Below are 23,536 nucleotides of genomic sequence, written 5' to 3' on the forward strand. Positions count from 1 at the left end.
GGCCTACTCCTTGGCGACGCGTTTCATGTCCGCATCCATCATCATGCGGATCAGGGTGTCGAGATCGGTCCTGGGCTTCCACCCCAGGACTCTTTTCGCCTTGGCCGGGTTGCCGAGCAGCACCTCGACCTCGGCCGGGCGGAAAAACGCCGGGTCGATCTTCACGAAGTCGCGGTAATCCAGGCCCACATGTTCGAAGGCGATCCTGCACATTTCCCGCACGGTCGTGGTGACGCCGGTAGCGACCACGTAGTCGTCGGGTTTGTCCTGCTGCAGCATCAGCCACATGGCTTCGACATAATCCCCAGCAAAGCCCCAGTCGCGCTTGGCGTCGATGTTGCCCAGTCGCAATTCCTGCTGCTTGCCCTGCTTGATGCGGGCCGCCGCGTCGGTGACCTTGCGGGTCACGAACTCGATGCCGCGCAGGGGCGATTCATGGTTGAACAGGATGCCGCTGCTGGCATGCAGGCCGAAGCTTTCGCGATAGTTGACGGTGATCCAGTGTCCGTACAGCTTCGCGACGCCATAAGGGCTGCGTGGGTAGAACGGCGTATGTTCATCCTGTTGCTCGGCCTGGATCAGGCCGAACATTTCACTGGTGGACGCCTGGTAGAAGCGGGTGCCCGGACTGAACTGGCGAACGGCTTCGAGCAGGTGGGTCACCCCCAGCCCGTCGACGATGCCCGTGGTGACCGGTTGGTCCCACGAGGCCGCGACAAAGCTCTGGGCCGCCAGGTTGTACACCTCGTCCGGCGCGGCCTTGATGACCGCCCGTTGCACCGAACAGGCGTCGGCCATATCGCCATCCAGGTAAACGATCGCGTCTTCGATACCCATCTCTCGCAGACGCCAGCGCGAATCGCTGCTGCGTCGCGCCACCAGACCATGGACCTTATACCCCTTGTCGAGCAACAACTTGGCCAGATACGCGCCATCCTGGCCGGTTATCCCTGTGATCAATGCACTTTTCATTCTTTTTGTACCCGTATCTCCCAGTCGGACAGGATCGCCCGCAAGGATTGTTGTGTTGTTGTTTCAGGTGTCCATCCAGTGGCTTGTCGGAGCTTGGCAGGGCTGCCACACACGCGTCGTTGTTCCGCGCGGCGAAGACGCGCGGGGTCCTGGATCAGTTGCACATCGACCTGGGCAAGATCGCCCAGGTATTCGATCAGGCTGCGAATGCTCTGCTCGCGACCCGAGCAGATGTTGTAGATCTGTCCTGGCGTACCTTGGTCCAGCAGCGCCAGGTAGGCCGAGATCACGTCGTCTACATCGAGAAAATCGCGGGTGACGTCAATGTCCCCCACTTGCAGGCGGGGTGGTTGCAGGCCCTGCTTGATACGGCTGATCTGCCGGGCGGCGCTGGCAATGACAAAACTGTCCTTTTGCCCGGTGCCGATGTGATTGAACGGGCGCGCCACGATCACAGGCCAACCTTCGCTCATGCCCCATTGCAGGCTCAGCAGCTCGGCGGAAAGCTTGCTCACGGCATAAGGGTTGCGTGGTGCGGGAGGGTGCAATTCGGTAATCGGCAACTGGTGGTCGCCGACCTGGCCGTAGACATCGCCGGAGCTGACATACAGGAACGTGCCAGTGAATCCCCGGGCCTTGAGGGCCTGAAGCAGATTCAGGGTGCCAAGCAGATTGATCTGCAGAGTGCGCGCCGGATCGCGAAAGGCTTCGGGAACGAATGTCTGGCCGGCGAGGTGTATCACCGCATCAGGCACGTGCGACCAGAGATTTTCCAGGGTCTTGCCATCAGTGAGGTCGTAGCGAGCGGACACGGGCATCACTTGCCACGTGCAAGCGCAGGTATCCAGGCGCGATTTGATATGACGTCCCACGAAACCGCCGAGGCCCGTAACGAACAGACGTTTTTTCAAGCATCAGCCCTCTTGAGGCAAAACTTCGTCTGTCGCTGGATAAGTAGGAAATATCCGTAAGTTCGGAGAAATCATTCCCAAAAACAGCCCAGATGAAGGGTTTTGTAATTATTTGCTTATCAATCTGTGCCAATTTTGCGGCAATTTCAACACTGCAAGTCGTGACCGGTCAGTTCTCATATTTATAGTCGTTTTATTCTCGCCGAGCGGTTCACGAACCTTGGGAGGATGTGTTTAGAATGCCCCTCGTCAATATGGCTGCCCCGGTTCGATTTCGATTCGAACGACAGGGTGCAGGCCGCTAATAACAAGAACGAGACGGGCTGGTGGACACTCGACAAGCGCGGTGCGGTCCACCACCGTCATGAAAGGAAGTTGCCGGGATTGCGGCTTCCTGATGGGATGCCATGAACTTCATCATTTACTCGGACGTAAACGATCACTCCATCAGCCAGAGCCTTGGCCGCCCTGAGTACAGCTATTACTTCGTACTCAAGGCTTATCGCCCCGTGCTCGAAAGCTTGGGGCGGGTACATGTGGTGGCATCGGTCGCCGAAGTCGATCCGCTGTATCAGACCTTGCAGCAGTCCGGAGAGGATTGCCTGTTTCTCTCGTTTTCACCGCCCCACAAGACCCCCACCGACCTGCTTTGCCCGATGGTCTGCGTGGTGGCCTGGGAGTTCGATTCGATTCCGGCCGAGCACTGGGACAACGATTTGCGCCATGACTGGAGCCGTACGCTGGCCCGCCATGGCCGCGTCATTACCTTGTCCAGTCATACGGCCGAAGCAATCCGCAGGTCGCTGGGCGAGGATTTCCCGGTGCTGGTCCTGCCGACACCGCTGTGGGAGCGTTTCGCGGCGATTCGTGAACAGTACCCGAGTACGCCCATCAATCCGGGCACGGTCCTGGAGATCAAGGGATGCATCATCGACAGCCGACCCCTTGGCCTGTCGGCGGACGGTTTGATCGCGCCCCTTCTCGAAGACGCGCCGCCGGCGGATCCTGTCGTACCTCAGGCTCCTCCTGAGGACGTCGTCCAACCGCTCATCGAGACGCCAGCCCCGACCTGGCGACGTCGTGCATTTCTCAGCCGTCATTACTTGCGCGAAATCCTCCGCGCCTTCAGGGACGACAGCGAGCAAGGACCGTTGTGGCTGGTCAGGCACAACCTGCTGTGCTGGTACCGCGAAGCGGTGCGTGACCTGGTGCCGGTGCCCGTGCGCATTGCCGTGAGCCGGCTTCTGAGGGGGCCGGCCGCGCCCGTGCTGGACGTTGCGTTGCACATCGCCGAGCCGACACCGCCCGAACATCCCCAGGCAATCCTGCCGGATACCAGCCAGAGGGTGGAAACCGAAGTCAGCGGAGTGGTGTACGTCAGCGTGTTCAACCCCGATGACGGTCGAAAGAACTGGCATCACCTCATCACGGCCTTCTGCTGGGGCCTGCGGGACGTCGAGGATGCCACGCTGGTGTTGAAAATGACCCAGAACGACCTGTCGACCTATTACGTCGAGCTGCTCACCTTGTTGTCCCAGTTGTCGCCGTTCAGTTGCCGAGTCGTGGTGATGCATGGATTCCTGGAGGACGAGCAGTTCGCCCGGCTGTATGGCGCGGCGAGTTTCTATGTCAATGCCTCCCGTTGCGAAGGGCTGTGCCTGCCGCTGATGGAGTTCATGTCCTGCGCCCGGCCGGCGATCGCCCCGGACCACACGGCGATGCGTGACTACATCGATCCCCAGGTGGCCTTTATCGTCAAGTCCAGCCGCGAGCCGACCATCTGGCCGGAAGATTCGCGCATCCTTTACCGCACCTTGCGCCATCGGCCCGACTGGGGTTCGTTGAAACTTGCCTACCAGCAGAGCTACGCCCTGGCCCGGCATCAGCCCCAGGCCTACCAGGCCATGGCCTTGGCAGCGAGCGAGCGCATGCGCGGCTATTGCGGTTTCGACCCGGTGCGCCAACGCCTGGCGGATTTCCTGGCGGCGCCCGGTTGCGACGATCCATTGCCGGACGTGATCGAAGCGGGGGCCGCCTCATGCTGATCATCATTTATTCGGAAACCAACCAGAGCAATATCCTGGAAAACCTAGGCAAGCCCGAATACAGCTATTACTTCGTGCTCAAGGAGTTTCGCCCGGTTCTGGAACGGCTGGGGCGGGTGATCGAAGTGACCCGGCCGGACGACGAAGTGGATCAGCTTTATGCCGACTGCCTGGAGCGCGGCGAGGCGTGTGTGTTCCTGTCGTTTTCCCCGCCCCACCGCACCGCGGTCCACTATGCCTGTCCGACGGTTCCGGTATTTGCCTGGGAGTTCAGCACGATTCCCACTGAAAGCTGGCTGGGCGAACCTCGGCACGACTGGCGCACGGTGCTCGGCGCGACAGGCAGGGCGATCACCCATTCCAGTTTCACCGTCGACACTGTCCGCGCGGCGATGGGTGCCGACTTTCCCATCGTCGCCATTGCCGCGCCGGTCTGGGATCGCTTTGCGGCCCGTGGTGCGCTGCTGGCGCAAAGACCGACGGTGGAGCACATGCGTCTGCAACTGCGCGGCCTGTTGATCGACAGCCGCACCACCGACCTGCGGCCCTATGGCCCGCCAGTGCACCGGGCCGGCACCCCGGTGGTGCTCGATGGTCCGGCACAGGATCACGAGTTGCTGCTGGACGGCGTGATCTACACCTCGGTGTTCAACCCGTACGACGGGCGCAAGAACTGGAAGGACATGATCAGCGCGTTCTGCACCACGTTTCGCGACGTGGCCGATGCGACCCTGGTGCTCAAGCTGACTCACCACGATGTCGCCGAAGCGCTGGAGGACATGCTGCACCACGTCTACAAGAACCAGACGTACCGCTGCCGCATCGTGCTGATCCACGGGTACCTGGCCGATGCGGACTACGAACGGCTGGTGGAGGCCACTCGCTATGTGGTCAACAGTTCCTACGGCGAAGGGCAGTGCCTGCCGCTGATGGAGTTCATGTCCTGTGGCCGGCCGGCGATTGCGCCGTTGAACACGGCGATGGCCGACTACATCGACCACGACAATGCCTTCGTGGTGGATTCCACCGAAGAGCTGACCGCCTGGCCTCACGACCCTCGCGCGGCATTTCGAACCTTGCGCTATGTCACGGATTGGGACTCGTTGTGTTCGGCCTATCGTGCCAGCTATGACGTGGCGAAAAACGACCCCGAGCGCTATCGCCGCATGTCGGCCCAGGCCGTGCGCAGCCTGGAGAAATTCTGCAGCCAGGCCAACGCCGAGCAGCGCTTGCGGGACTTTCTCGAGCAGTTGTCCGGGCGGCAGTGGAACGCCGGGCAATCATGATCCGGCGGCTCATGGCCTGGCTCAGGCCTCCCGTGGAGCCCACGCCGCCTGCGCCGGCTGCTGTTTCGCCCCGGGACGTCGGCCTTGTCGATGCGACGCTCGATGGCTGGTTCAACAATGCCACCGGCGAATTGCTCAAGGGCTTCGCCATCGGCGCCAACGACACGTTGCTGGATGTGGGTTGCGGTGAGGGCGTGGCCACGTTGTTCGGGATGCGCCAGGGTGCATCGGTGATCTTCACCGACAGCGAATACGACAAAGTGCGCGACCTGGCCCGCCAGGTCGGGCGCCACGCCAGGTCGACCGCAACGCCATTCCTGGGGCTGGTGAGCAATAGCCTGCCGCTGCCCCTGGCCGATGGCTGCGCGGACAAGATCGTATGCATGGAAGTCCTCGAACATGTCGACCAGCCAGCGCCGTTCATGGCTGAACTGGTGCGCATGGGTCGCCCGGGGGCGCAGTATCTGCTCAGCGTGCCGGCGCCGGTGGGCGAGCGCTTGCAGCAAGGCATCGCGCCGCCGGCCTATTTCCAGGCCCCCAATCATGTGCAGGTATTCGACGCCGAGCAGTTCGCCGCGCTGGTGGAGGACGCCGGCCTGGTGATCGAACATCGCCAGGCCAGCGGGTTCTTCTGGGTCATGGGCATGATCTTCTTCTGGGCCAGCGAAAGGGCGGCCGGACGCATCCTCGAAGGTGCCGTTCGTGACCGGATCCAGGCCCCATACCCGCCGCTGATGCAATCGTGGGCGAGTGCGTGGCAGGCCTTGCTGTCGCAACCCGACGGCCTGGCGATCAAGCAGGTGCTCGATGGGTTCATGCCCAAGAGCCAGGTCATCATCGCTCGTAAACCCGATCCTTGCGCCGAGGACCCGTCGTGACCAGCAAACGAATCATGGACATCGAATTGCTGCGCGCCGTTGCCGTGATCGGCGTGCTGTTCCATCACATACAAGGCATGCCGTTCCCGGGTGGATGGCCAGGCCTGGCGGCGCTGTCCGGTAGCTTCCAATTGTGGTGGGGCGTGGACCTGTTCTTCGCCATATCCGGTTTTGTCATCGGTCGTAGCCTGATCCCGCAACTGCGCGGTTGCGCAAGCCTCCGGCAATTCTGGGTCGCCACGCGTGCGTTCTGGATCCGCCGGGCGTTCCGTCTGTTGCCGTCGGCCTGGCTCTGGTTGCTGCTGGTGCTGCTTGCAGCGTTTTTCTTCAACCGTTCCGGTGCGTTCGGCAGTGTGCAGGCCAACGTGCAGGCCACCCTGGCCGGGGTCCTGCAGTTCGCAAACCTACGCTTTGCCGATGCGTTCATGCGCTATGAATACGGTGCCAGTTTCGTGTACTGGACGCTGTCGCTGGAGGAGCAGTTCTATCTGATCCTGCCGCTGCTGGTGTTCGTTTCGCGGCGGTACCTGGTCTGGGTGCTGCTGGCCATAGTGCTGGTGCAATTTTTCACCTGGCGTGCGGTGTGGCTGTCGGTCGTGCGTACCGATGCCCTGGCCCTCGGGGTATTGTTGTCGATCTGGAGCCTGCGTCCCGGCTACTGGCGGTTCGAGCCCAGGTGGTTGCGCTGGCCGGGTCTTGGCGTAGCGTTGCTGGCAGGTCTTGGCGGCGTCATGGCCTGGCTCGCCACCGAACAGTTCAATCTGTCCTTCTACCGCCTCGGCGTCATCGCGGTTCTCAGCGCCGTGCTGGTGTGGGTCGCGTCCTATGACCGGGATTACCTGCTGCCCCGTAGCCCGCTGAAAGCCGCGCTGACCTGGGTCGGCAGCCGTTCCTACGGGATCTATCTGATCCACGTCCCGGTGTTTTTCCTGCTGCGCGAGCTGTGGTTCCGTCTTGCCCCGTTGGGGTCGCCGGACCTGGCCAGCCATCCCTGGCTGGCCCTGGCTTGCGGCTTGTCGCTGATCGGACTGTTGAGCGAACTCAACTACCGGCTGGTGGAAATGCCCATGCGCAATCGTGGTGCTCGACTGGTCGAACGCCTTCGAGCCGCACCTTGCGTCCTTCCTGTCTCTGGAGCCCCTTCATGCTGAGCCTTTTGAAGAAACTCACCACGGGCACGCCCGCGCCCGCGACGCCAGCGGCTGACAAGGTCGATCCGTATATGCTCGGGCTGCACGATGCGATGCTCAGCGGCTGGTTCAATCAGCGCACGGGCGAACTGTTCACCGGCTTCCCGGTTACTCCCCAGGACACCTTGCTGGACGTGGGCTGCGGCGACGGCGGCAACGTGCATTTCTGCGGCATGCGAGGCGCGAAGATCATCATCGCCGATATCGATGCCGCCAAGGTCGAGGCCACGCGCCAGCGCCTGGGCGATACGCCGGCGCGAGACATCGAATGCCACGTGACCGATTGCAACCCGCTGCCCATCGCCGACGGCACGGCCACGCGGGTGGTGTCCACGGAGGTGATCGAGCATGTCGACGACCCGGCGCAGTTCCTCGCCGAACTGGTGCGTGTCGGTCGACCAGGTGCGCTGTACCTGTTGAGCGTGCCGCACCCCAGCTCCGAAGAACTGCAGAAGGACATTGCCGCCCCGGAATATTTCCAGAAGCCCAATCACATCCGCATCATCGGTGAAGAACAGTTCAAGGCGATGGTCAGCGAGGCCGGGCTTGAGGTGTTGAGTCACAGCCAGTACGGCTTCTACTGGTCAATGTGGATGCTGCTGTTCTGGGAGGCCAAGGTCGATTTCAGCAATGCCGATCATCCATTGCTCAACCACTGGGCCGACACCTGGCAGGCGGTGCTCAATTCGCCTCGGGGCGCGCAGATCAAGCAGGCCCTGGACGGGGTCGTGGCCAAGAGTCAGGTGATCATCGCGCGCAAGCCTTGATCGATACCTGATTGCTCATAGAATGCCCGGGGCGCTGGACGCCCCCCAGTGTCGATGTGACGCGCAATGCGGTGAAACCCATGACTTCTTTATTCCGGCCAGCGCTGGCGCTCGCCGTTTTGCTTTTATCTGGCTGCGAACGACCCCCGGCTCGTCCTCTCGATCAACAGCTGTACATCTGGCAACGCCAATGGGTTCCGGCCCATGACGCGGCGCTGCGCCAGAGTCATCAGGATTTCTCCGGGTTGCGGGTGCTGGCGTTGCAGGCGTTCCCACAGGCTGGCTGGAGTCGGGCGCGGATCGATGCGGCGTTGCTCAAGGCTGACGGTCGGCCGCTGATTGCCGTGATTCGCCTGGACGGCCAGCTCAAGACGCTGGACCAGGACGAGATCGTCGCGCAGATCCAGCAGGTGCTCAAGCACTGGCAAGCCCAAGGCCTGGCGCCGACAGGGGTCGAGATCGACCATGACGCCGGTAGCGCCCGGCTGCCGGGCTACAGGACCTTCCTGGCCCGGTTGCGGCAAAGCTTGCCGGCCGATCTGAAACTGAGCATTACCGCGCTGCCGGCCTGGCTCGACAGCCCTGAATTGCCCGGCTTGCTGGAAACCGTGGACAGCAGTGTGCTGCAGGTCCATGCGGTGAGCGATCCGCGGCAGGGGTTGTTCGATCCGAAGCAGGCCCTGCGCTGGGCCGAACGTTGGGACCGCGTCACTATGCGGCCTTTTTACCTGGCGCTGCCGGCCTATGGGGTGGCACTGCTGAGCCAGGAAAGTGGCGCGCCGGTGGTGGAGAGTGAGGTGCCCATCGACCTGGGCGGCGAGCGCAAGGAGTTGTTGGCCGACCCGCAGCAAGTGGCCGGGCTGGCCGCCGGCCTGCGGGCCGATCCGCCGGAACATCTGGCGGGGTTGATCTGGTTTCGCCTGCCCTTGAGCGGCGACCGGCGCGTCTGGAGCCTGACTACCCTTGGCGCGGTGGCTCGGGGGGACAAGCTCGACAGCCGGCTGGCCCTGGAGCTGGAAGAAAAGGGTGGCTTGTACGATATCCGCCTGGTTAACCGGGGCAACCTCGACAGCCCCTGGCCCCAGCGCCTGACGCTGGCGGTAGGTGGATGTGATGGGGTCGATGCCCTGGCTGGCTACACGTTGCAACAAACGCCCGGACTGCTTACCTTCACCCGCATTCAGGAAGGCCGCCTGGCCGCTGGCGCCCAGCGGGCCGTCGGCTGGGCACGCTGTACAAAAATTGAACAAGGAACTTTCAATGTCTACCCCTAAGTGGTCTCGTCGCCTGCTCTGCCTGAGCCTTAGTCTGCCGCTGGGCCTGCCGTGGGGCGAGGCGCTGGCCTGTGGCCCCGATTTTCCCGCGCGCCTGCTGGACAACCGCGCCCAGACGCTGGCCGAATTGCCTGAAGGCAGCTTTCGTTTCGAGGTCAGCCGCCTTGGCCAGGCCATCGCGGGGCTCAAGTCGGCCAGCGAGGCGACTCGCAACCCGGACTACAACTATGACGACATGCCTGGCTACATCGCCCAACGTGACCAGGCCGAGCGGATCGGTCTGACCCCACCGCAGCAAGCGGTGGTGGAACGGGTGCGGGCTCTGAACGATATTGACCAGGCCCGCGCCGAAGCGGCGAACCTGCCTGCCGAGTTGCGGCTGTATGCCATTGGCGCGGCGGCGTTCAACCTGGGCGATCACCAGCAGGCGGCGCAGGCCTTCCAGGAGTTGCTGGCGCTACCGGCCGATCAGCGCCCGTTGCGCAGTACCTGGGCCGCATATTCCCTGGGGCGGTCGTTGTTCGCCATGAGTACCGAGGCAGGGCGCGGCGAGCCGGCGACGTTGCGCGATCAGGCGGGTGCGGCATTTCGCCAGGCCCGCGAGCTGAGCATCGGTGGTTTCAGCGACCCGCTGGAACTGGGAATCGCCAGCCTCGGCGAAGAGGCCAGGGTGGCCTATACCGCCGATGACTGGGACAGCGCCATCGAGTTGTACGCGAGCCAGTTCCTGCATGGATCCCAGGTCGGCTACAGCTCGTTGCTGTATCTGGCTGCCGACCTGGCTGCGCAGCCGGACGAGCGTCTGGATGCATTGCTCAAGCGTGCGGGTGTGCAGCGGTTGCTGACCGGTTATCTGCTCAGCCGTGTCGGTTGGTGGGACGGCGAGGAGCCGTCCGGGGAGAAGCGCCTTTTCCAGCGCCTGCAGGCCAGCAGCCGTGCAAGCCTGGACAACGCCGACCGGTTGGCGGCGGTCAGTTATCAGCACGGTGACTACGCTGGGGCCAAGGCCTTTGTGGAGAAGGCCGGCGATACCGGGTTGGCGTGGTGGGTTCGGGCCAAGCTGGCCTTGCGCGACGCGGATAAAGCGGCTGCGGCGGCGGCCTACGCCAAGGCGGCCCAGGCTTTTCCCCAAGAGGAAACCTGGGGCGGCCGGCGCAACGCGGATTGGGATTTCGAGGTGGTGCAGCCCAAGTGTCGGGTCGAAGGCGAAAGCGCGATCCTGGCCCTGCAACGGGGCGATTACCTGCAAGCCTTCGATCAGCTTTACCGTGGTCAGAGCAATTACTGGTACGACGCCGCGACTGTCGCCGAACGGGTGCTGACGGTGGATGAATTGAAACAGTACGTCGACCAGCAAGTCCCGGCCCCGCCGGCGTTGAGCCAGGAGGATCGCGACAATTACGTGCCATTGCCGGTCGCCGCGAGCCTGCGCAACCTGCTGGGCCGCCGCTTGCTGCGTGAGGGGCGCTACGACGAGGCGCCGGCCTATTTCGACAATGCCGACCTGCAGGCCAAGGCCCGGGCCTACGCCCAGTTGCTTCAGCAAGCCGAGTCCAAATGGTGGCCAACCCGCCGGGCCGAGGCCTATTTCAACGCTTCCTGGATCGCGCGCCGATGGGGCATGGAACTGCTCGGCTACGAGATGGCTCCGGACTATGCCACTTTCGAGGGCAACTACAGTCTCGAACCTGTCGAACTCAAGGTGGGGCCGCTGATGGCCGAGGGTGAGGTAAAACGCCAGCAAGCCAGCGCCGCCCAGCCAGACCTGCGCTATCACTATCGTTTTGTCGCCACGGCGTTGGCCAGTCAGGCGGCTGACAACCTGCCCCATACCAGCCAGGCGTTCGCGGCGGTGCTGTGCAAGGCAGTGGGGTACAACTCCAGCCTGGAGGAGCAAAGCGCGTTGTATCAGCGTTACGTGAAAGAGGGGCCCTATGTGACCTGGGCGGGTGATTTCGGTCATCAATGCCAGGAGCCGGATTTCCGCAGCGCTGACAAGCGCTACGTCACCCAGGCCCTGGAGTCGCTGCGCTCTGCGCTTCGACCGTATAAGCGCTGGTTGCAGGTTGGCGGCCTGGCGTTGGTGGTCGCGGTCGGGCTTGGGTTGATCAGCCGGCGGCGCAACAAGGCGCGGGTATCGGCCAGCTGAAGAGCCGCTGTCCTGACTGTCCCGCGGGAACCGCTCCCACGGGACCGTCCTTGGAAGCTACATCTGCGTCGCCATGCCCTCCACATCCATCGCCGCCTGGCGTAATGCTTCCGAGCGGGTAGGGTGTGGATGGCAGGTCAGGGCGATATCCTCGGCCGAGGCGCTGAACTCCATGGCGACGCAATATTCGCCAATCATTTCACTGACGCTCGGGCCTACCAGGTGCACGCCGAGGATTTCGTCAGTCTGCTCATCGGCCAGGACCTTGGCGAAACCTTCGGTCTCGTGGTTGATTTTCGCCCGGCTATTGGCCGTGAAAGGAAATTTGCCCACCTTGTAGGCGCGACCTTCCGCCTGGAGCTGTTCCTCTGTCTTGCCGACGCTGGCCAGTTCCGGGCGGGTGTAGATGACGCTGGGAATCAACGCATAGTTGACCTCCCCGGCCTTGCCGACGATCTGTTCGATGCAGGCCATGGCCTCGTCTTCAGCCTTGTGAGCCAGCATCGGCCCGGACGTGACGTCGCCGATCACCCAGACGCCAGGTGCTTCGGTTCGATGTTGCCTGTTGGCGAGCATGCCGCGTTTATCGGTGCTCAGCCCGACGTTCTCGAGTCCCAACCCCTGGGTGTAGGGCCGACGACCGATGGCCACCAGCACATAGTCGGCTTCGAGAAGCTGCATCTCGCCGCCGGTTGCAGGCTCGATCTGCAACTGCACGCCTTCTGCCGACGTGACGGCACGGGTAACCTTGGACCCCAGCTTGAACTGGATGCCCTGTTTGCCCAAGGCCCGCTGCAGGGTTTTCGCTGCCTCGACGTCGGTGCCTGGGCAAATGCGATCCAGGTATTCCACGACTGTCACCTGGGCGCCAAGCCGCCGCCAGACCGAGCCCAGTTCCAGGCCGATGACCCCTGCGCCGATCACCACCAGGTGCTGCGGCACTTCACTCAAGGACAGTGCCCCGGTGGAATCCAGGATGCGCTGGTTATCGATCTCCACCCCGGGCAGTGGCGTGGGTTCTGAGCCGGTGGCGATAACGATGTCTTTGGCGCTCAGTTGCGTCTTGCTGCCGTCGTCGCCAGTGACGGTCACTTTTCCAGGGCCGTCGATATGGCCCCAGCCTTTGATCCAGTCGACCTTGTTCTTGCGAAACAGAAATTCGATGCCTTTGGTCAGGCCTGCCACGCTGGCGTCCTTCTGTTTCATCATCTGCGCGAGATCGAGAGTGGGGCTGACCTTGATGCCGAGATTGGCGAACTCCGATCCTGCGGCCGCTTCGTAGAGTTCCGAGGCGTGGAGCAGGGCCTTGGAAGGCATGCAGCCGACGTTCAGGCAGGTGCCGCCCAAAGTGGCCCGACCTTCGACGCAAGCAGCCTTCAAGCCCAGCTGGCCGGCGCGAATCGCCGCGTTATAGCCACCCGGGCCGCCGCCCAGAATGATCACGTCATAATTGCTCATCGCTGCTCTCCCGTTCGGCCAAAAAATTATGAACGTAATATGAGCGTTTTCGAGGATTACGGTCAAGGCTTCCCATGTTGGCTTGGCGCAGCTTTCATGAAGCAAACAACACAGAAATTTCACAGGAATCGTTATAGGGTAACGTTCCTCAACGAAGCGGCCGTGGTTTCGCCCACAGCCCGATTCTGTTCCCTTGAAGCTGGGGTGGTATGCAAGTCGATCTAGATGGCGAAGGGGTGAGTGCGGTTGGGCTACCGCGTTTCCAACAGGCACCGTTCCAAGGGCGGCGCCTGAAGGGCATGGCCTGGGTGCTGGGCACCCTGGCGGGCCTGGGGTTGGTGCTGGCATTTTTTATCGGGCTGTTCGCACCGCAATCATTGTGGCCTGCCCTGCTGGTAAGCCAGTGCGCTGCCTTGCTGGTGCTGGTCGCGGGCTTGCAATCGGCCTGGTGGGTGACGCGGTGGCGTACCCGGGCGCTGCTGCCGAGCCAGGATATCCCGGCGGCTGACATTGAGCCTGTGGATGAACTCGGTTGGTACGAGCGACTCCTGGACGGTATCAGTACGCGCTGTGGTCGCCTGCTGGGCTATATCGGTGCCCCTACGCTGTGGTTGATCGGTTGGGCAATGGTGGTGCTGTTGAGCCTGGAACAGGCCTGGAACCTGGCGTTGCCACCCGCCACGCTGGGTGTGGCGGCCAGTATTGGCGCGGTATTTTCATTGACGCTGGCGTTCGGTTTACTGGTTTTCGAACGCCAGTTGGGTCAGCAATCCATCCTCGAATGGCCGGAGGCGCCGCCGCTGGCGCAGCTGACGCGGCTGGCGATTATCGTCCTGGTCATTTGCGCCTTGTGCCTGTTGTTCTCCTCGCAAACGTCCATTTGGCCGGTACGGTTGGCGGTGTGGGCGGGGGTGTTGCCGGGCGTGGTGGCCGTGGAGCTGCTGCTCAGGGCATTGCTGTCTGTGTTCAGCCCACGCCGGGACGCCCTTGAGCCGACGCTGCTGGGGCGTAGTGTCCTTGCCGACCTGCTGCGCTGGCCGCCGCGTCCCTTGCAGGCGTTGCAACATGAATTGCACAACCGTTTCGGCATCGACCTGCGGCAAGTCTGGGCTTTCAGTTACATGCGCCGTGCCTTTTTCCCGGTGCTGATGTTGGTCTCGCTGGTGGGCTGGTTGTTGACGGGGGTGTATGAAGTGCCACTGCAGGGGCGTGGTGTCTACGAACGGTTCGGTGAGCCGGCCCAGGTCTTCGGTCCGGGCCTGCATGTCGGATTGCCTTGGCCATTGGGCCGGGTGCTGGCTGTCGAAAATGGCGTGGTCCATGAGTTGGCCACCAGCGTTGGCGACAACCGCGGGCCTGCGCAAGCCGAACCGGCGGAGGGGCCAGCCCCGGCGATTGCCAACCGGTTGTGGGACGCCAGTCATGTGAACGATAAATCCCAGGTCATTGCCAGCCGCCGGGCCGACCAGCAGGGCTTCCAGATCATCAACATGGATGTGCGCTTCGTCTACCGCATTGGTCTTGACGACAAGGCCGCGCTCGCGGCGACCTACCACAGCGCCGATGTGCCCGCGCTGATCCGCAGTACCGCCAGCCGTATCCTGGTGCATGAATTCGCCTCGCGCACCTTGGACGGTTTGCTGGGAGCGGATCGTGTCAGCCTGGCCGATGAGATCGGCCGAGCGGTGCAGGCCGATTTGCAGGCCCTGGACAGTGGTGTGGAGATCCTGGCCACAGTGGTGGAAGCGATCCATCCACCGGCAGGTGCGGCCAACGCCTATCACGGGGTGCAGGCGGCGCAGATCGGCGCCCAGGCATTGATTGCCAGGGAGCGCGGCGCGGCAGCGGAGCAGACCAGCCAGGCGCAGTTGCAGGCCGCCATGGCCTATGACCAGGCCCAGGCCAGCGCTCGGGAAATCAATGCCACCGCACAGGCCGCCGACCTGCGCTTCGGTGCTGAGCGCAAGGCCTTCGCCGCTGCGGGTCATGCCTTCGTGCTTGAACAGTACCTCAGCCAACTGAGCCAGGGCCTGGGCCAAGCCAGGCTGCTGGTGCTCGACCATCGCCTGGGAGGCAGCGGCAACGCACCGACCATTGACCTGCGGACCTTCACCTTACCGGCCGACCCTGCCGAGCCGCGTAATCTTGCCCAGCCAGGAGCTGTCCATTGAGCCCTTTTCCCCACGATCACCACGACCACATCGGTCACGATCACGGCCACGCCGGACATCATCACGGACATCATCACCATCATGGTGAACCCCAGGAAGCCGGGCCGTTCCCTTGGCGCCGAATGGGCTGGGCAGCACTGCTGGTGGCGTTCGCGGTGGCGGCTGCGAGTCTGGTACAAGTGCGGTCCGGAGAGGCCACCGTCATTACGCGTTTCGGCAATCCGGCCAGGGTCCTGCTGCAACCAGGCCTGGGCTGGCGCTGGCCGGCGCCGTTCGAGGCGGCAATCCCGGTGGACTTGCGGCTGCGCACCACTTCCAGTGGTTTGCAGGATGTGGGGACCCGAGACGGATTGCGGATCATCGTGCAAGCCTACGTGGCGTGGCAGGTACAGGGCGACCCGGACAACGTCCAACGCTTCATGCGAGCGGTGCAGAACCAGCCGGACGAGGCGGCACGGCAGATTCGGACCTTCGTAGGCTCGGCGTTGGAAACAACCGCTGCCAGTTTTGACCTGTCGGACCTGGTCAACACCAACGCCAGCCAAGTGCGCATCGGCGAATTCGAGACCCAATTGCGCCAGCAGATCGATCAGCAACTGCTCGCCACGTATGGGGTGCGGGTGTTGCAAGTGGGCATCGAACGCCTGACCTTGCCTTCGGTGACCTTGACCGCCACAGTGGATCGCATGCGCGCTGAGCGCGAGACCATCGCCACTGAGCGCACCGCCATTGGCAAGCGCGAAGCGGCGCAGATCCGCTCCGCTGCCGAGCGTGATGCGCGGATCATGCAAGCCGATGCCACTGTGAAGGCTGCCGATATCGAGGCGCAGTCTCGAGTCGAAGCCGCTCAGCTTTACGGCAAGGCCTACGCCGGTTCGCCCCAGCTCTATAACCTGCTGCGTTCCCTGGACACCCTCGGCACCATCGTTGGCCCTGGCACGAAACTGGTTCTGCGGACCGACGCGGCCCCGTTTCGAGTGTTGGTGGACGGGCCGCCGGCCGTGGAACCAAAAGGTGGAACACAACCATGAGTGTGGTTCCACGTGGAACAAACGAGTTGTCCAGCCCCTGGATCCAGGCCGGACGCCTGACATTTCTGGCGCTTTACGCGGTTACGGCCCTGGCCGCTGTGGCCTGGGCGTTTTCCAACGTCCGGCAGATCGATCCGCAGGAACGGGCTGTGGTGCTGCATTTCGGCGCACTGGATCGGATCGAAAACGCCGGGCTTCTATTGGCCTGGCCTCGTCCTGTGGAACAGGTGGTTTTACTGCCTGCGGCGGATCGGGTTCTGGAAAGGCGCGTAGAGAGCTTGTTGCGTTCGGACGCCGCCCTGCAGGCGGACCGAGTCGCCAGTTTCGCTACGCCGGTCAGCGACGCACTGGCCGGGTCCGGTTATCTGCTGACCGGCGACGCAGGGTTGGTGCAACTGGATGTGCGCGTGTTCTACAAGGTCACCGAACCCTATGCCTTCGTACTTCAAGGAGAACACGTGCTGCCGGCCCTGGATCGACTGGTGACTCGTAGCGCTGTCGCATTGGCTGCGGCTCGGGACCTGGACACGATTCTGGTGGCTCGGCCAGAGCTGATCGGCAGTGATAACCAGGCCGCCGAACTTCGCGAGCGCCTGCGTGGCGATCTGGTTCAGAGCATCAACCGTCGTCTGGCCGAGCTGGCGACCACGGGACAGGGGTTGGGAATCGAAGTGGCGCGGGTCGATGTGCAATCGAGTCTGCCGGGGCCTGCGGTGAGTGCGTTCAATGCAGTGCTGACGGCCAGCCAGCAGGCCGACAAAGCCGTCGCCAATGCGCGAACCGAAGCCGAAAGATTGACCCAGTCCGCCCGTCAGGAAGCGGACCGGGCCCTGCAGGTCGCCCATGCCCAGGCCAGTGAGCGGCTCGCCAAGGCGTCGGCCGATACCGCTACGGTGCTCGGCCTGACCAAGGCTCAGGGTAGTGATCCGCAGATGCTGCTGCGCCTGTATCGCGAACGCGTGCCAGCCATTCTTCGCCAGGCCGGTTCAGTGACAACGGTCGATCCGAAAGACGATTCCCACCTGATCATCCAGGGAGCAGAACAATGACCGCACCCACCATTGCCGCTCCGATGTTGTCTCGCGACGAGCAACGTACTGCCGCGCGGCAACTGACCCTGGCCATGTTGGCCCTTGGTCTGCTTGCGTTGGGTCTGGCCTGGCGAGGATGGGCACCGGAGCAGTCGGGCGTCAGCCAATTGCTGCTGGGGGTCGCCTCGCTGTTGGTGGCTATGCCAGTGATGAGGTCGGCTTGGTACAGCCTGCGCTATCCGAGCCTGCACGGGATCACCGACCAGTTGATCGCCCTGGCCATGCTAGGCGCCTGGGCCACGGGGGATCTGCTGACGGCCGCGCTGTTGCCGATCATCATGATCTTCGGCCATGTGCTGGAGGAGCGAAGCGTGATTGGCTCCCAGGAGGCCATCCATGCCCTGGGCCGATTGACTCGCAGCCAGGGTCGCAAGGTTCTGGCGGACGGTTCGATCGTCGATGTCGACAACGCGACGCTCCAGCCGGGCGACCTGGTGGAGGTCAGGGCAGGGGACCGGGTGCCCGCCGACGGTCGGGTAGTGTCGGGCCAGGCGAGCCTCGACACGGCTCCCATTACCGGCGAGTCGGTACCGTTGGAAGCGGCGGTGGGCACTCAAGTGTTCGGCGGCGCGATCAATCTCGATGGGCTGCTGCGCCTTGAAGTCACGCGAACCGGCAACGAATCGACGTTGGGCAAAGTCATCGCCCTGATGCAGAACGCGGAGCGCTCCAAGCCACCCATCACCCGGCTGCTGGAACGTTATGCCGCAAGTTATCTGGTGCTGGTGTTGCTGCTGGCGGCAGTGACCTGGTTCATCACCAACGATGCCCAGGCAATGCTGGCGGTGCTGGTGGCCGCGTGTCCGTGTGCACTGGTGCTGTCGGCACCGGCGACGGCGATTGCCGGCATCGCGGTGGCGGCGCGTCATGGCATCCTGATCCGCAGCTCGGCTTTCCTGGAAGAGTTGGCGGACCTCACGTCCCTGGTCGTGGACAAGACCGGCACCCTGACCTACGGTGCCCTGCGTCTGCAATCCATCGAGAGCGACTTGGAGGATCGCGCCTTCCTGCTGCCGTTGGCGGCCAGCCTCGGTTCGGCCAGCAGCCATCCTGTCAGCCGCGCATTGGCCGGGTTGGTGGAACAGGACCAGCGCCTGTCCCTGGCACAGATTCAGGAGCGCCAGGGACTGGGCGTGGTCGCGATGACCGAGCAGGGTGAGGCAGCGCTTGGACGGCCGGAGCTGTTCGCCCGGTTGGGGATCGAGACCTCTGCGATCCCCAACCACGACGGCCCGATAGCCGGATTGGCCCTGAATGGACAATTCCTCGCCTGGTTGCTGTTGGCCGACAGCGTCAAGCCGGAAGCACAACTGGCCATGACCGAATTGCGTGCGTTGGGCCTGGGGCGACAATTGCTGCTGACCGGTGACCGCGAGAGCGTGGCCAAAGCCCTGGCTCGGGACATCGGCATCGGCGATGTACAGGCCCAGGCTCTGCCGGAAGACAAACTCAAACGGGTCATGGCGGAAATCGATCACGGTTTCCGTCCCATGGTGGTGGGCGACGGTATCAATGATTCACTGGCGCTCAAGGCCGGTGTCGTCGGAATCGCGATGGGGGCGGGAGGTGCAGACATTGCCCTGGCGTCGGCGGACGTGGTGTTGATCGGCAGCGACCTGAGGCGGCTCGGTACCTGCGTGCGGCTCAGCCGCCAATGCCGTCGTACGCTGCAGGTCAACGTAATGATTGGCCTGGGCTGGACCCTGGCGATCGTCGCTTTTGCCGCTTTCGGCTGGCTCGGTGCGGCAGGAGCGATGATCGCTGCGCTGCTGCATAACCTGAGCACTCTGCTAGTGTTAGGTAATGCCGGACGGTTGTTGCGCTTCCATGAGCCTTTGTCGAAAGTTTGAAAAGCGGCCCATTGGACAGAACTGCGCGCGATGTGCAATCAAGGGTGGAAAGGGTATGCATCAGGGCCGTCCCGGCTCAAGGAGCGACTTCGGGAGGTAATAGAAAAAGGCTATATATTCGATAGGCAGCTATTTTTCTACGATGGTCTACCCTGATTTCAGACGTCTGAAACAAGGGGGGATATCTCATGCTCGCGCAACTTCCACCGGCCTTACAGAATCTGCACCTGCCGCTTCGGCTACGGCTCTGGGACGGCCATGAATTCTCGCTGGGTGCCGACCCCAGCGTCACGATCGTGGTCAAGGACCCACAGATGGTCGCGCAATTCACCCATCCCAGCCTGGATGCCCTGGGCGCGGCGTTCGTAGAAGGCAAGCTCGAGCTTGAAGGCTCGATCAACGAAGTGATCCGGGTCTGCGACGAGTTGAGCCAGGCCCTGGTGGACGAAGAGGGCGACAACCCTCCGGTGCGCTCGGTCCACGACAAGGAAACCGACGCCAAGGCCATTTCCTATCATTACGACCTGTCCAACGCCTTCTATCAGCTATGGCTCGATAGCGACATGGTCTATTCCTGCGCCTATTTCGAGACGGGCAGCGAAACCCTCGAACAAGCCCAGCAAGCCAAGTTCCGACATCTGTGTCGCAAGCTGCGGCTGCAGCCGGGTGACTACCTGCTGGATGTAGGGTGTGGATGGGGCGGCCTGGCCCGTTTTGCGGCACGGGAGTTCGGCGCCAAGGTGTTCGGTATTACCTTGAGCAAGGCGCAATTGGCACTGGCCCGTGAGCGGGTCAAGGCCGAAGGCCTGGAAGACCAGGTCGAACTGCAACTGCTCGATTACCGCGACCTTCCCCAGGACGGTCGCTTCGATAAGGTGGTCAGCGTCGGGATGTTCGAACACGTCGGCCATGCGAACCTGGAGCAATACTGCAAGACGTTGTTCGGCGCTGTGCGTGAGGGTGGCCTGGTGATGAATCATGGCATCACGGCCAAGCACACCGACGGGCGTCCGGTCGGTCGCGGCGCGGGTGAGTTCATCGAGAAGTACGTCTTCCCCAACGGCGAGTTGCCGCATCTGGCGATGATTTCCGCTCACATCAGCGAAGCGGGCCTGGAGATCGTCGACGTGGAGAGCCTGCGCCTGCATTACGCGCGTACGCTGGATCACTGGAGCGAACGGCTGGAAGACAACCTGGAAGCAGCGTCGAAGGAAGTCTCTGAGCAGGCCCTGCGCATCTGGCGTCTGTACCTGGCCGGCTGCGCCTATGCGTTTGCCAAGGGTTGGATCAACCTGCATCAGATCCTGGCGGTGAAGGCCCATGCTGACGGCAGTCATGACCTGCCTTGGACCCGAGACGACATCTACCACCCCTGATCGGGCCGTTACGAAAAGCCTTGATACTCGTTCATGCAGCGTTGAAACCGCCTCGCCTGACCTTCGTCTCAAGCTTTTTCGTACGGAGCCTAAAGTATCGGGGAAATGAGCCGGGCGACCCGCATGCCGATCTTTTGCAGACGGTGGGTCTCCCGGCTTTCCTGTTTGGCGATTTCGTGGGCCTGGGCGAAATCTGCCTCCAGCATCTGCTCGACCTCTGTGGCGAAGGGGGTATCCACCGTCAGGAGCATCACTTCAAAATTCAACCGGAACGAGCGGTTGTCCAGGTTCGCGCTGCCGATGGCGCTGATTTCCCGATCGATCAACACCACTTTCTGATGCAGGAAACCCGGCTCGTAGCGGAACACCCGTACCCCGGCGCGGACGGCTTCGAAGGCGTAGAGGCTGGAGGCGGCGTAGACGATCCTGTGGTCCGGCCTGGAGGGCAACAGAATGCGCACATCCACCCCCCGCAACACCGCCAGGCGTAGCGCGGCGAATACCGCCTCGTCAGGAATGAAATACGGCGTCGTGATCCATACCCGTTCGCTTGCCGCATGGATCGCTTCGACGAAAAACAGCGAGCACGTCTCGAAGGCATCCGCCGGCCCACTGGCCAATAACTGGCACAGCACGCCGTCCTCCGGATAGGTGTCAGGCAGGATCAGGGGCGGCAATGAGCGGGCAACCCAGAACCAGTCCTCGGCAAATGATTCTTGCATGCTTGCAACCACTGGGCCGCTCACCTGGACATGGGTGTCGCGCCACGGCGCCAGGGGCGGCATCTCCCCTAGATATTCATCGCCCACGTTATGGCCGCCGACGAAGCCGAGGACCCCGTCCACGGCGACGATCTTGCGGTGGTTACGAAAGTTCACCTGGAACCGGTTTAGCCAGCCACTGCGGGTCGCGAAGGCTTTGACCTGAACGCCTCCGTCGCGCAGGGCCTGGACATAACGGTGGGGCAGGGAGTGACTGCCGATACGGTCATACAGCAGATAAACCGCTACACCTTCGGCAGCTTTCTTCAACAGCAACGCCTGCAGACGTTGACCGAGGCGATCGTCATGGACGATGAAGAACTGAATCAGGACGGCTTCCCTGGCGTTATCGATGGCTTGGAAGATGGCCTCGAAAGTGGCCTGTCCGTCGATGAGCAAGCGTACCTGGTTGTTCGCCAGGCAGGGCGTGCGCCCCAGTTTCGGCATGGCGCGCAGCGAGGCGTACGCCTGGGAAGCGCGTGCGGCCAGCGCCTCTTCCACCCAGGGGCGCCAGTTCAGCTCGGAGACGGCCTTGCGCATTTCATCGTTGGCCTGCCGGCGTGCCTGGATGTAGCCGTCGAAGGTACTGCGGCCGAAGACCAGATAGGGAATCAGCGTCAGGTATGGGACGAACACCAGTGACAGGGCCCATGCGATCGAGCCTTGGGCCGTTCGCACCGTCAGTACCGCATGAACCGCGGCGATGGAACCCAGGGTATGAAGCAGCGCGATGAGGTAACCGAAAACATGCGGGCCGAAATAGTCCATGGAGTCGTCTTGCTCCTGAGTTCCAATTGCTTAACAGACCATGTTCCAGGACGAATGTCGCTAATTAATTCACCTGTGCCAAGCCTGAACCGAAGCCCATGGACGACGTCTAACGGCCACCTGTCCTCTGGAGTTCTTGCAATGAATGTTCGTCTGCTGGGTTTGGCCTTGGCGGTTGGCTTATCTGTTCCTATGGCCGCTCAGGCGCAGATGCTTCAGCCAGGCTTGTGGGAATTGACCACTAGCAACATGAAAGTCGATAACCAGAACCTGCCGGACCTGCAGCTGATCCTGGGCCAGTTGCAGAACCAGATGACCCCGGAACAACGGGCCATGCTGGAGAAGCAAGGCATCACCATGGGCGGGAAAGGGATCCGGGTGTGCCTGACGCCCGAGCAGGTCCAGACCAATGACATCCCCTTGCAGGACCCGCAATCGGGATGCAAGCAGCAGATCACCGAGCGCACCGGTAACCAGTGGAAGTTTCGCTTCAGCTGCCCGAAAGCCCAGGGGAGTGGGATCGCGACATTCCAGAGCGATCGTGAATTCACCACCAAGGTCAACGGTACGTTCAATGCCACCGGCATCCAGCAGAACGGCAGCCTGGACACCCGTGCAGTCTGGCTGGGACAGGATTGCGGAACGGTCAAGCCGAGGGCTTGACCGACCGCTTGAGTCAAGGCCGACTCAACGCGTCGTACAAAGTGTTGAGGTTGTATTCGAACAGGCCGATAAAGGTGCTGGCCGACCCACTGGCAGCCAGGGCATCGGAATACAGCGTGCCACCGATATGCGCGCCACTTTCGTCGGCGATCTGCTTGAGCAGGCGCGCATCCTTGATGTTCTCCATGAATACGGCCTTGACCTTCGCCTGGCGGATCTGGGTAATCAGCGCTGCGACTTCAGCGGCCGATGGTTCCCGTTCGGTGGACAGGCCCTGGGGCGCCATGAACTCGATGCCGTAGGCCTGTCCCAGGTAACCGAAGGCATCATGGGACGTCACGATCTTGCGATTGCCGGGTGGCAGTGAACCGAACCGGGTCCTGGCTTCAGCGAGTAGCGCATAGATCTTGTTCAGGTAGGCTTCGCTGTTGCGCACGTAGTCGGCTTTGTTGGCCGGATCCGCGGCTTCCAGCGCCTTGCTGATGTTGCGTACATACAACAGCGCATTCGCCAGGTTGTGCCAGGCGTGCGGGTCGGGGACTGTCTCGCCGTCTTCGTCCAATGAACGGGGAATCACTCCGCGGCTGGCGCTGATCACCGGCGCAGCGGTTTCGGTACTGGCCACCAGGCGATCCAGCCACGGCTCGAAGCCCAGGCCATTCTTGATGATCAATTTTGCACTGAGCAGCGCCTTGGCATCGTCGGGTGTGGGTTCGTAGGTGTGGGCATCGGCGTCGGGCCCCACCATGTTGGTGATCTGGACATGCTCGCCACCGACCTGTCGGGTCATATCGGCAAGGATGCTGAAACTGGTGACTACCTGGAGCCTTTCGGCGGCGGACAAGGACATGGATAACAGCAGGCTGAACAGTACGAGCAGGGCGCGCATCGGAAA

At 62.6% G+C, this 23,536-nt stretch carries 18 protein-coding genes; 13 read left to right on the forward strand and 5 right to left on the reverse strand.

Going from position 1 to position 23,536, the window contains the following annotated elements; translation table 11 throughout:
* Window positions 1-3: 3 nt before the first annotated feature.
* The gene (gmd, locus tag BT179_RS04535; RefSeq protein ID WP_072397407.1) at window positions 4-972 is read right to left on the reverse strand and encodes a GDP-mannose 4,6-dehydratase; all 969 of its coding nucleotides are present in this window, start codon (window positions 970-972) and stop codon (window positions 4-6) included.
* On the reverse strand, window positions 969-1,883 hold the full coding sequence (locus tag BT179_RS04540) for a GDP-mannose 4,6-dehydratase (RefSeq protein ID WP_072431334.1): 915 nt from the start codon (window positions 1,881-1,883) through the stop codon (window positions 969-971). Before BT179_RS04540 ends, gmd begins: the two co-directional genes overlap by 4 nt.
* 407 nt (window positions 1,884-2,290) lie before the next feature.
* On the opposite strand from BT179_RS04540, the gene BT179_RS04545 reads away from it, so the two are divergent.
* The 7 genes from BT179_RS04545 to BT179_RS04575 all read left to right on the forward strand — a co-directional run bounded on the left by BT179_RS04545 (window position 2,291) and on the right by BT179_RS04575 (window position 11,472).
* Window positions 2,291-3,928, forward strand: coding sequence for a glycosyltransferase (locus tag BT179_RS04545; RefSeq protein ID WP_072431335.1), 1,638 nt, complete (start codon window positions 2,291-2,293; stop codon window positions 3,926-3,928).
* On the forward strand, window positions 3,922-5,214 hold the full coding sequence (locus BT179_RS04550) for a glycosyltransferase (protein WP_072431336.1): 1,293 nt from the start codon (window positions 3,922-3,924) through the stop codon (window positions 5,212-5,214). Before BT179_RS04545 ends, BT179_RS04550 begins: the two co-directional genes overlap by 7 nt.
* The gene (locus BT179_RS04555; protein ID WP_072431337.1) at window positions 5,211-6,092 is read left to right on the forward strand and encodes a class I SAM-dependent methyltransferase; all 882 of its coding nucleotides are present in this window, start codon (window positions 5,211-5,213) and stop codon (window positions 6,090-6,092) included. The genes BT179_RS04550 and BT179_RS04555 overlap by 4 nt, the downstream gene beginning before the upstream one ends.
* Window positions 6,089-7,243 carry an acyltransferase family protein gene (locus BT179_RS04560; RefSeq protein WP_072397585.1) on the forward strand — a complete coding sequence of 385 codons (1,155 nt, stop codon included), beginning with the start codon at window positions 6,089-6,091 and terminating at the stop codon, window positions 7,241-7,243. Before BT179_RS04555 ends, BT179_RS04560 begins: the two co-directional genes overlap by 4 nt.
* Entirely contained in the window at window positions 7,237-8,049 is an 813-nt protein-coding gene (locus BT179_RS04565) for a class I SAM-dependent methyltransferase (protein ID WP_072397366.1), read from the forward strand. The genes BT179_RS04560 and BT179_RS04565 overlap by 7 nt, the downstream gene beginning before the upstream one ends.
* Window positions 8,050-8,129: 80 nt before the next feature.
* Window positions 8,130-9,323 carry a DUF3142 domain-containing protein gene (locus BT179_RS04570; RefSeq protein ID WP_072397365.1) on the forward strand — a complete coding sequence of 398 codons (1,194 nt, stop codon included), beginning with the start codon at window positions 8,130-8,132 and terminating at the stop codon, window positions 9,321-9,323.
* A complete protein-coding gene (locus tag BT179_RS04575) occupies window positions 9,310-11,472 on the forward strand; it encodes a hypothetical protein (RefSeq protein WP_072431338.1) in 2,163 nt (720 codons plus the stop codon). The genes BT179_RS04570 and BT179_RS04575 overlap by 14 nt, the downstream gene beginning before the upstream one ends.
* A gap of 57 nt (window positions 11,473-11,529) precedes the next feature.
* Here BT179_RS04575 and lpdA read toward each other — a convergent pair whose 3' ends face one another.
* Window positions 11,530-12,930, reverse strand: a complete 1,401-nt coding sequence (gene lpdA / locus BT179_RS04580) for a dihydrolipoyl dehydrogenase (RefSeq protein WP_072431339.1) — start codon at window positions 12,928-12,930, stop codon at window positions 11,530-11,532.
* 209 nt (window positions 12,931-13,139) lie between these two features.
* Between lpdA and hflK (BT179_RS04585) the strand changes: the two genes are divergently transcribed.
* The 5 genes from hflK (BT179_RS04585) to cfaB all read left to right on the forward strand — a co-directional run bounded on the left by hflK (BT179_RS04585) (window position 13,140) and on the right by cfaB (window position 20,449).
* Window positions 13,140-15,101 carry a protease modulator HflK gene (gene hflK / locus BT179_RS04585; RefSeq protein ID WP_072431340.1) on the forward strand — a complete coding sequence of 654 codons (1,962 nt, stop codon included), beginning with the start codon at window positions 13,140-13,142 and terminating at the stop codon, window positions 15,099-15,101.
* Window positions 15,102-15,130: 29 nt separating this feature from the next.
* Window positions 15,131-16,132, forward strand: coding sequence for a protease modulator HflC (gene hflC, locus BT179_RS04590; RefSeq protein ID WP_168199063.1), 1,002 nt, complete (start codon window positions 15,131-15,133; stop codon window positions 16,130-16,132).
* On the forward strand, window positions 16,129-17,181 hold the full coding sequence (gene hflK, locus BT179_RS04595) for a protease modulator HflK (protein ID WP_072431341.1): 1,053 nt from the start codon (window positions 16,129-16,131) through the stop codon (window positions 17,179-17,181). The genes hflC and hflK (BT179_RS04595) overlap by 4 nt, the downstream gene beginning before the upstream one ends.
* The gene (locus BT179_RS04600) at window positions 17,178-19,073 is read left to right on the forward strand and encodes a heavy metal translocating P-type ATPase (RefSeq protein ID WP_072431342.1); all 1,896 of its coding nucleotides are present in this window, start codon (window positions 17,178-17,180) and stop codon (window positions 19,071-19,073) included. The genes hflK (BT179_RS04595) and BT179_RS04600 overlap by 4 nt, the downstream gene beginning before the upstream one ends.
* A 188-nt stretch (window positions 19,074-19,261) precedes the next feature.
* Window positions 19,262-20,449 carry a C17 cyclopropane fatty acid synthase CfaB gene (gene cfaB / locus BT179_RS04605; RefSeq protein ID WP_072397355.1) on the forward strand — a complete coding sequence of 396 codons (1,188 nt, stop codon included), beginning with the start codon at window positions 19,262-19,264 and terminating at the stop codon, window positions 20,447-20,449.
* 89 nt (window positions 20,450-20,538) lie between these two features.
* On the opposite strand, the gene cls is transcribed toward cfaB, so the two are convergent.
* Window positions 20,539-21,978: a cardiolipin synthase gene (gene cls, locus BT179_RS04610; protein WP_072431343.1), complete on the reverse strand. Its 1,440-nt coding sequence runs from the start codon at window positions 21,976-21,978 to the stop codon at window positions 20,539-20,541.
* Between the two features lie 141 nt (window positions 21,979-22,119).
* Between cls and BT179_RS04615 the strand changes: the two genes are divergently transcribed.
* Window positions 22,120-22,641: a DUF3617 domain-containing protein gene (locus BT179_RS04615; RefSeq protein ID WP_072397352.1), complete on the forward strand. Its 522-nt coding sequence runs from the start codon at window positions 22,120-22,122 to the stop codon at window positions 22,639-22,641.
* Window positions 22,642-22,654: 13 nt separating this feature from the next.
* Here BT179_RS04615 and BT179_RS04620 read toward each other — a convergent pair whose 3' ends face one another.
* The gene (locus BT179_RS04620) at window positions 22,655-23,530 is read right to left on the reverse strand and encodes a metal ABC transporter substrate-binding protein (protein WP_072431344.1); all 876 of its coding nucleotides are present in this window, start codon (window positions 23,528-23,530) and stop codon (window positions 22,655-22,657) included.
* Between the last annotated feature and the right edge of the window lie 6 nt (window positions 23,531-23,536).

The organism is Pseudomonas sp. NFACC43, assembly GCF_900119645.1.
Lineage (GTDB): Bacteria > Pseudomonadota > Gammaproteobacteria > Pseudomonadales > Pseudomonadaceae > Aquipseudomonas.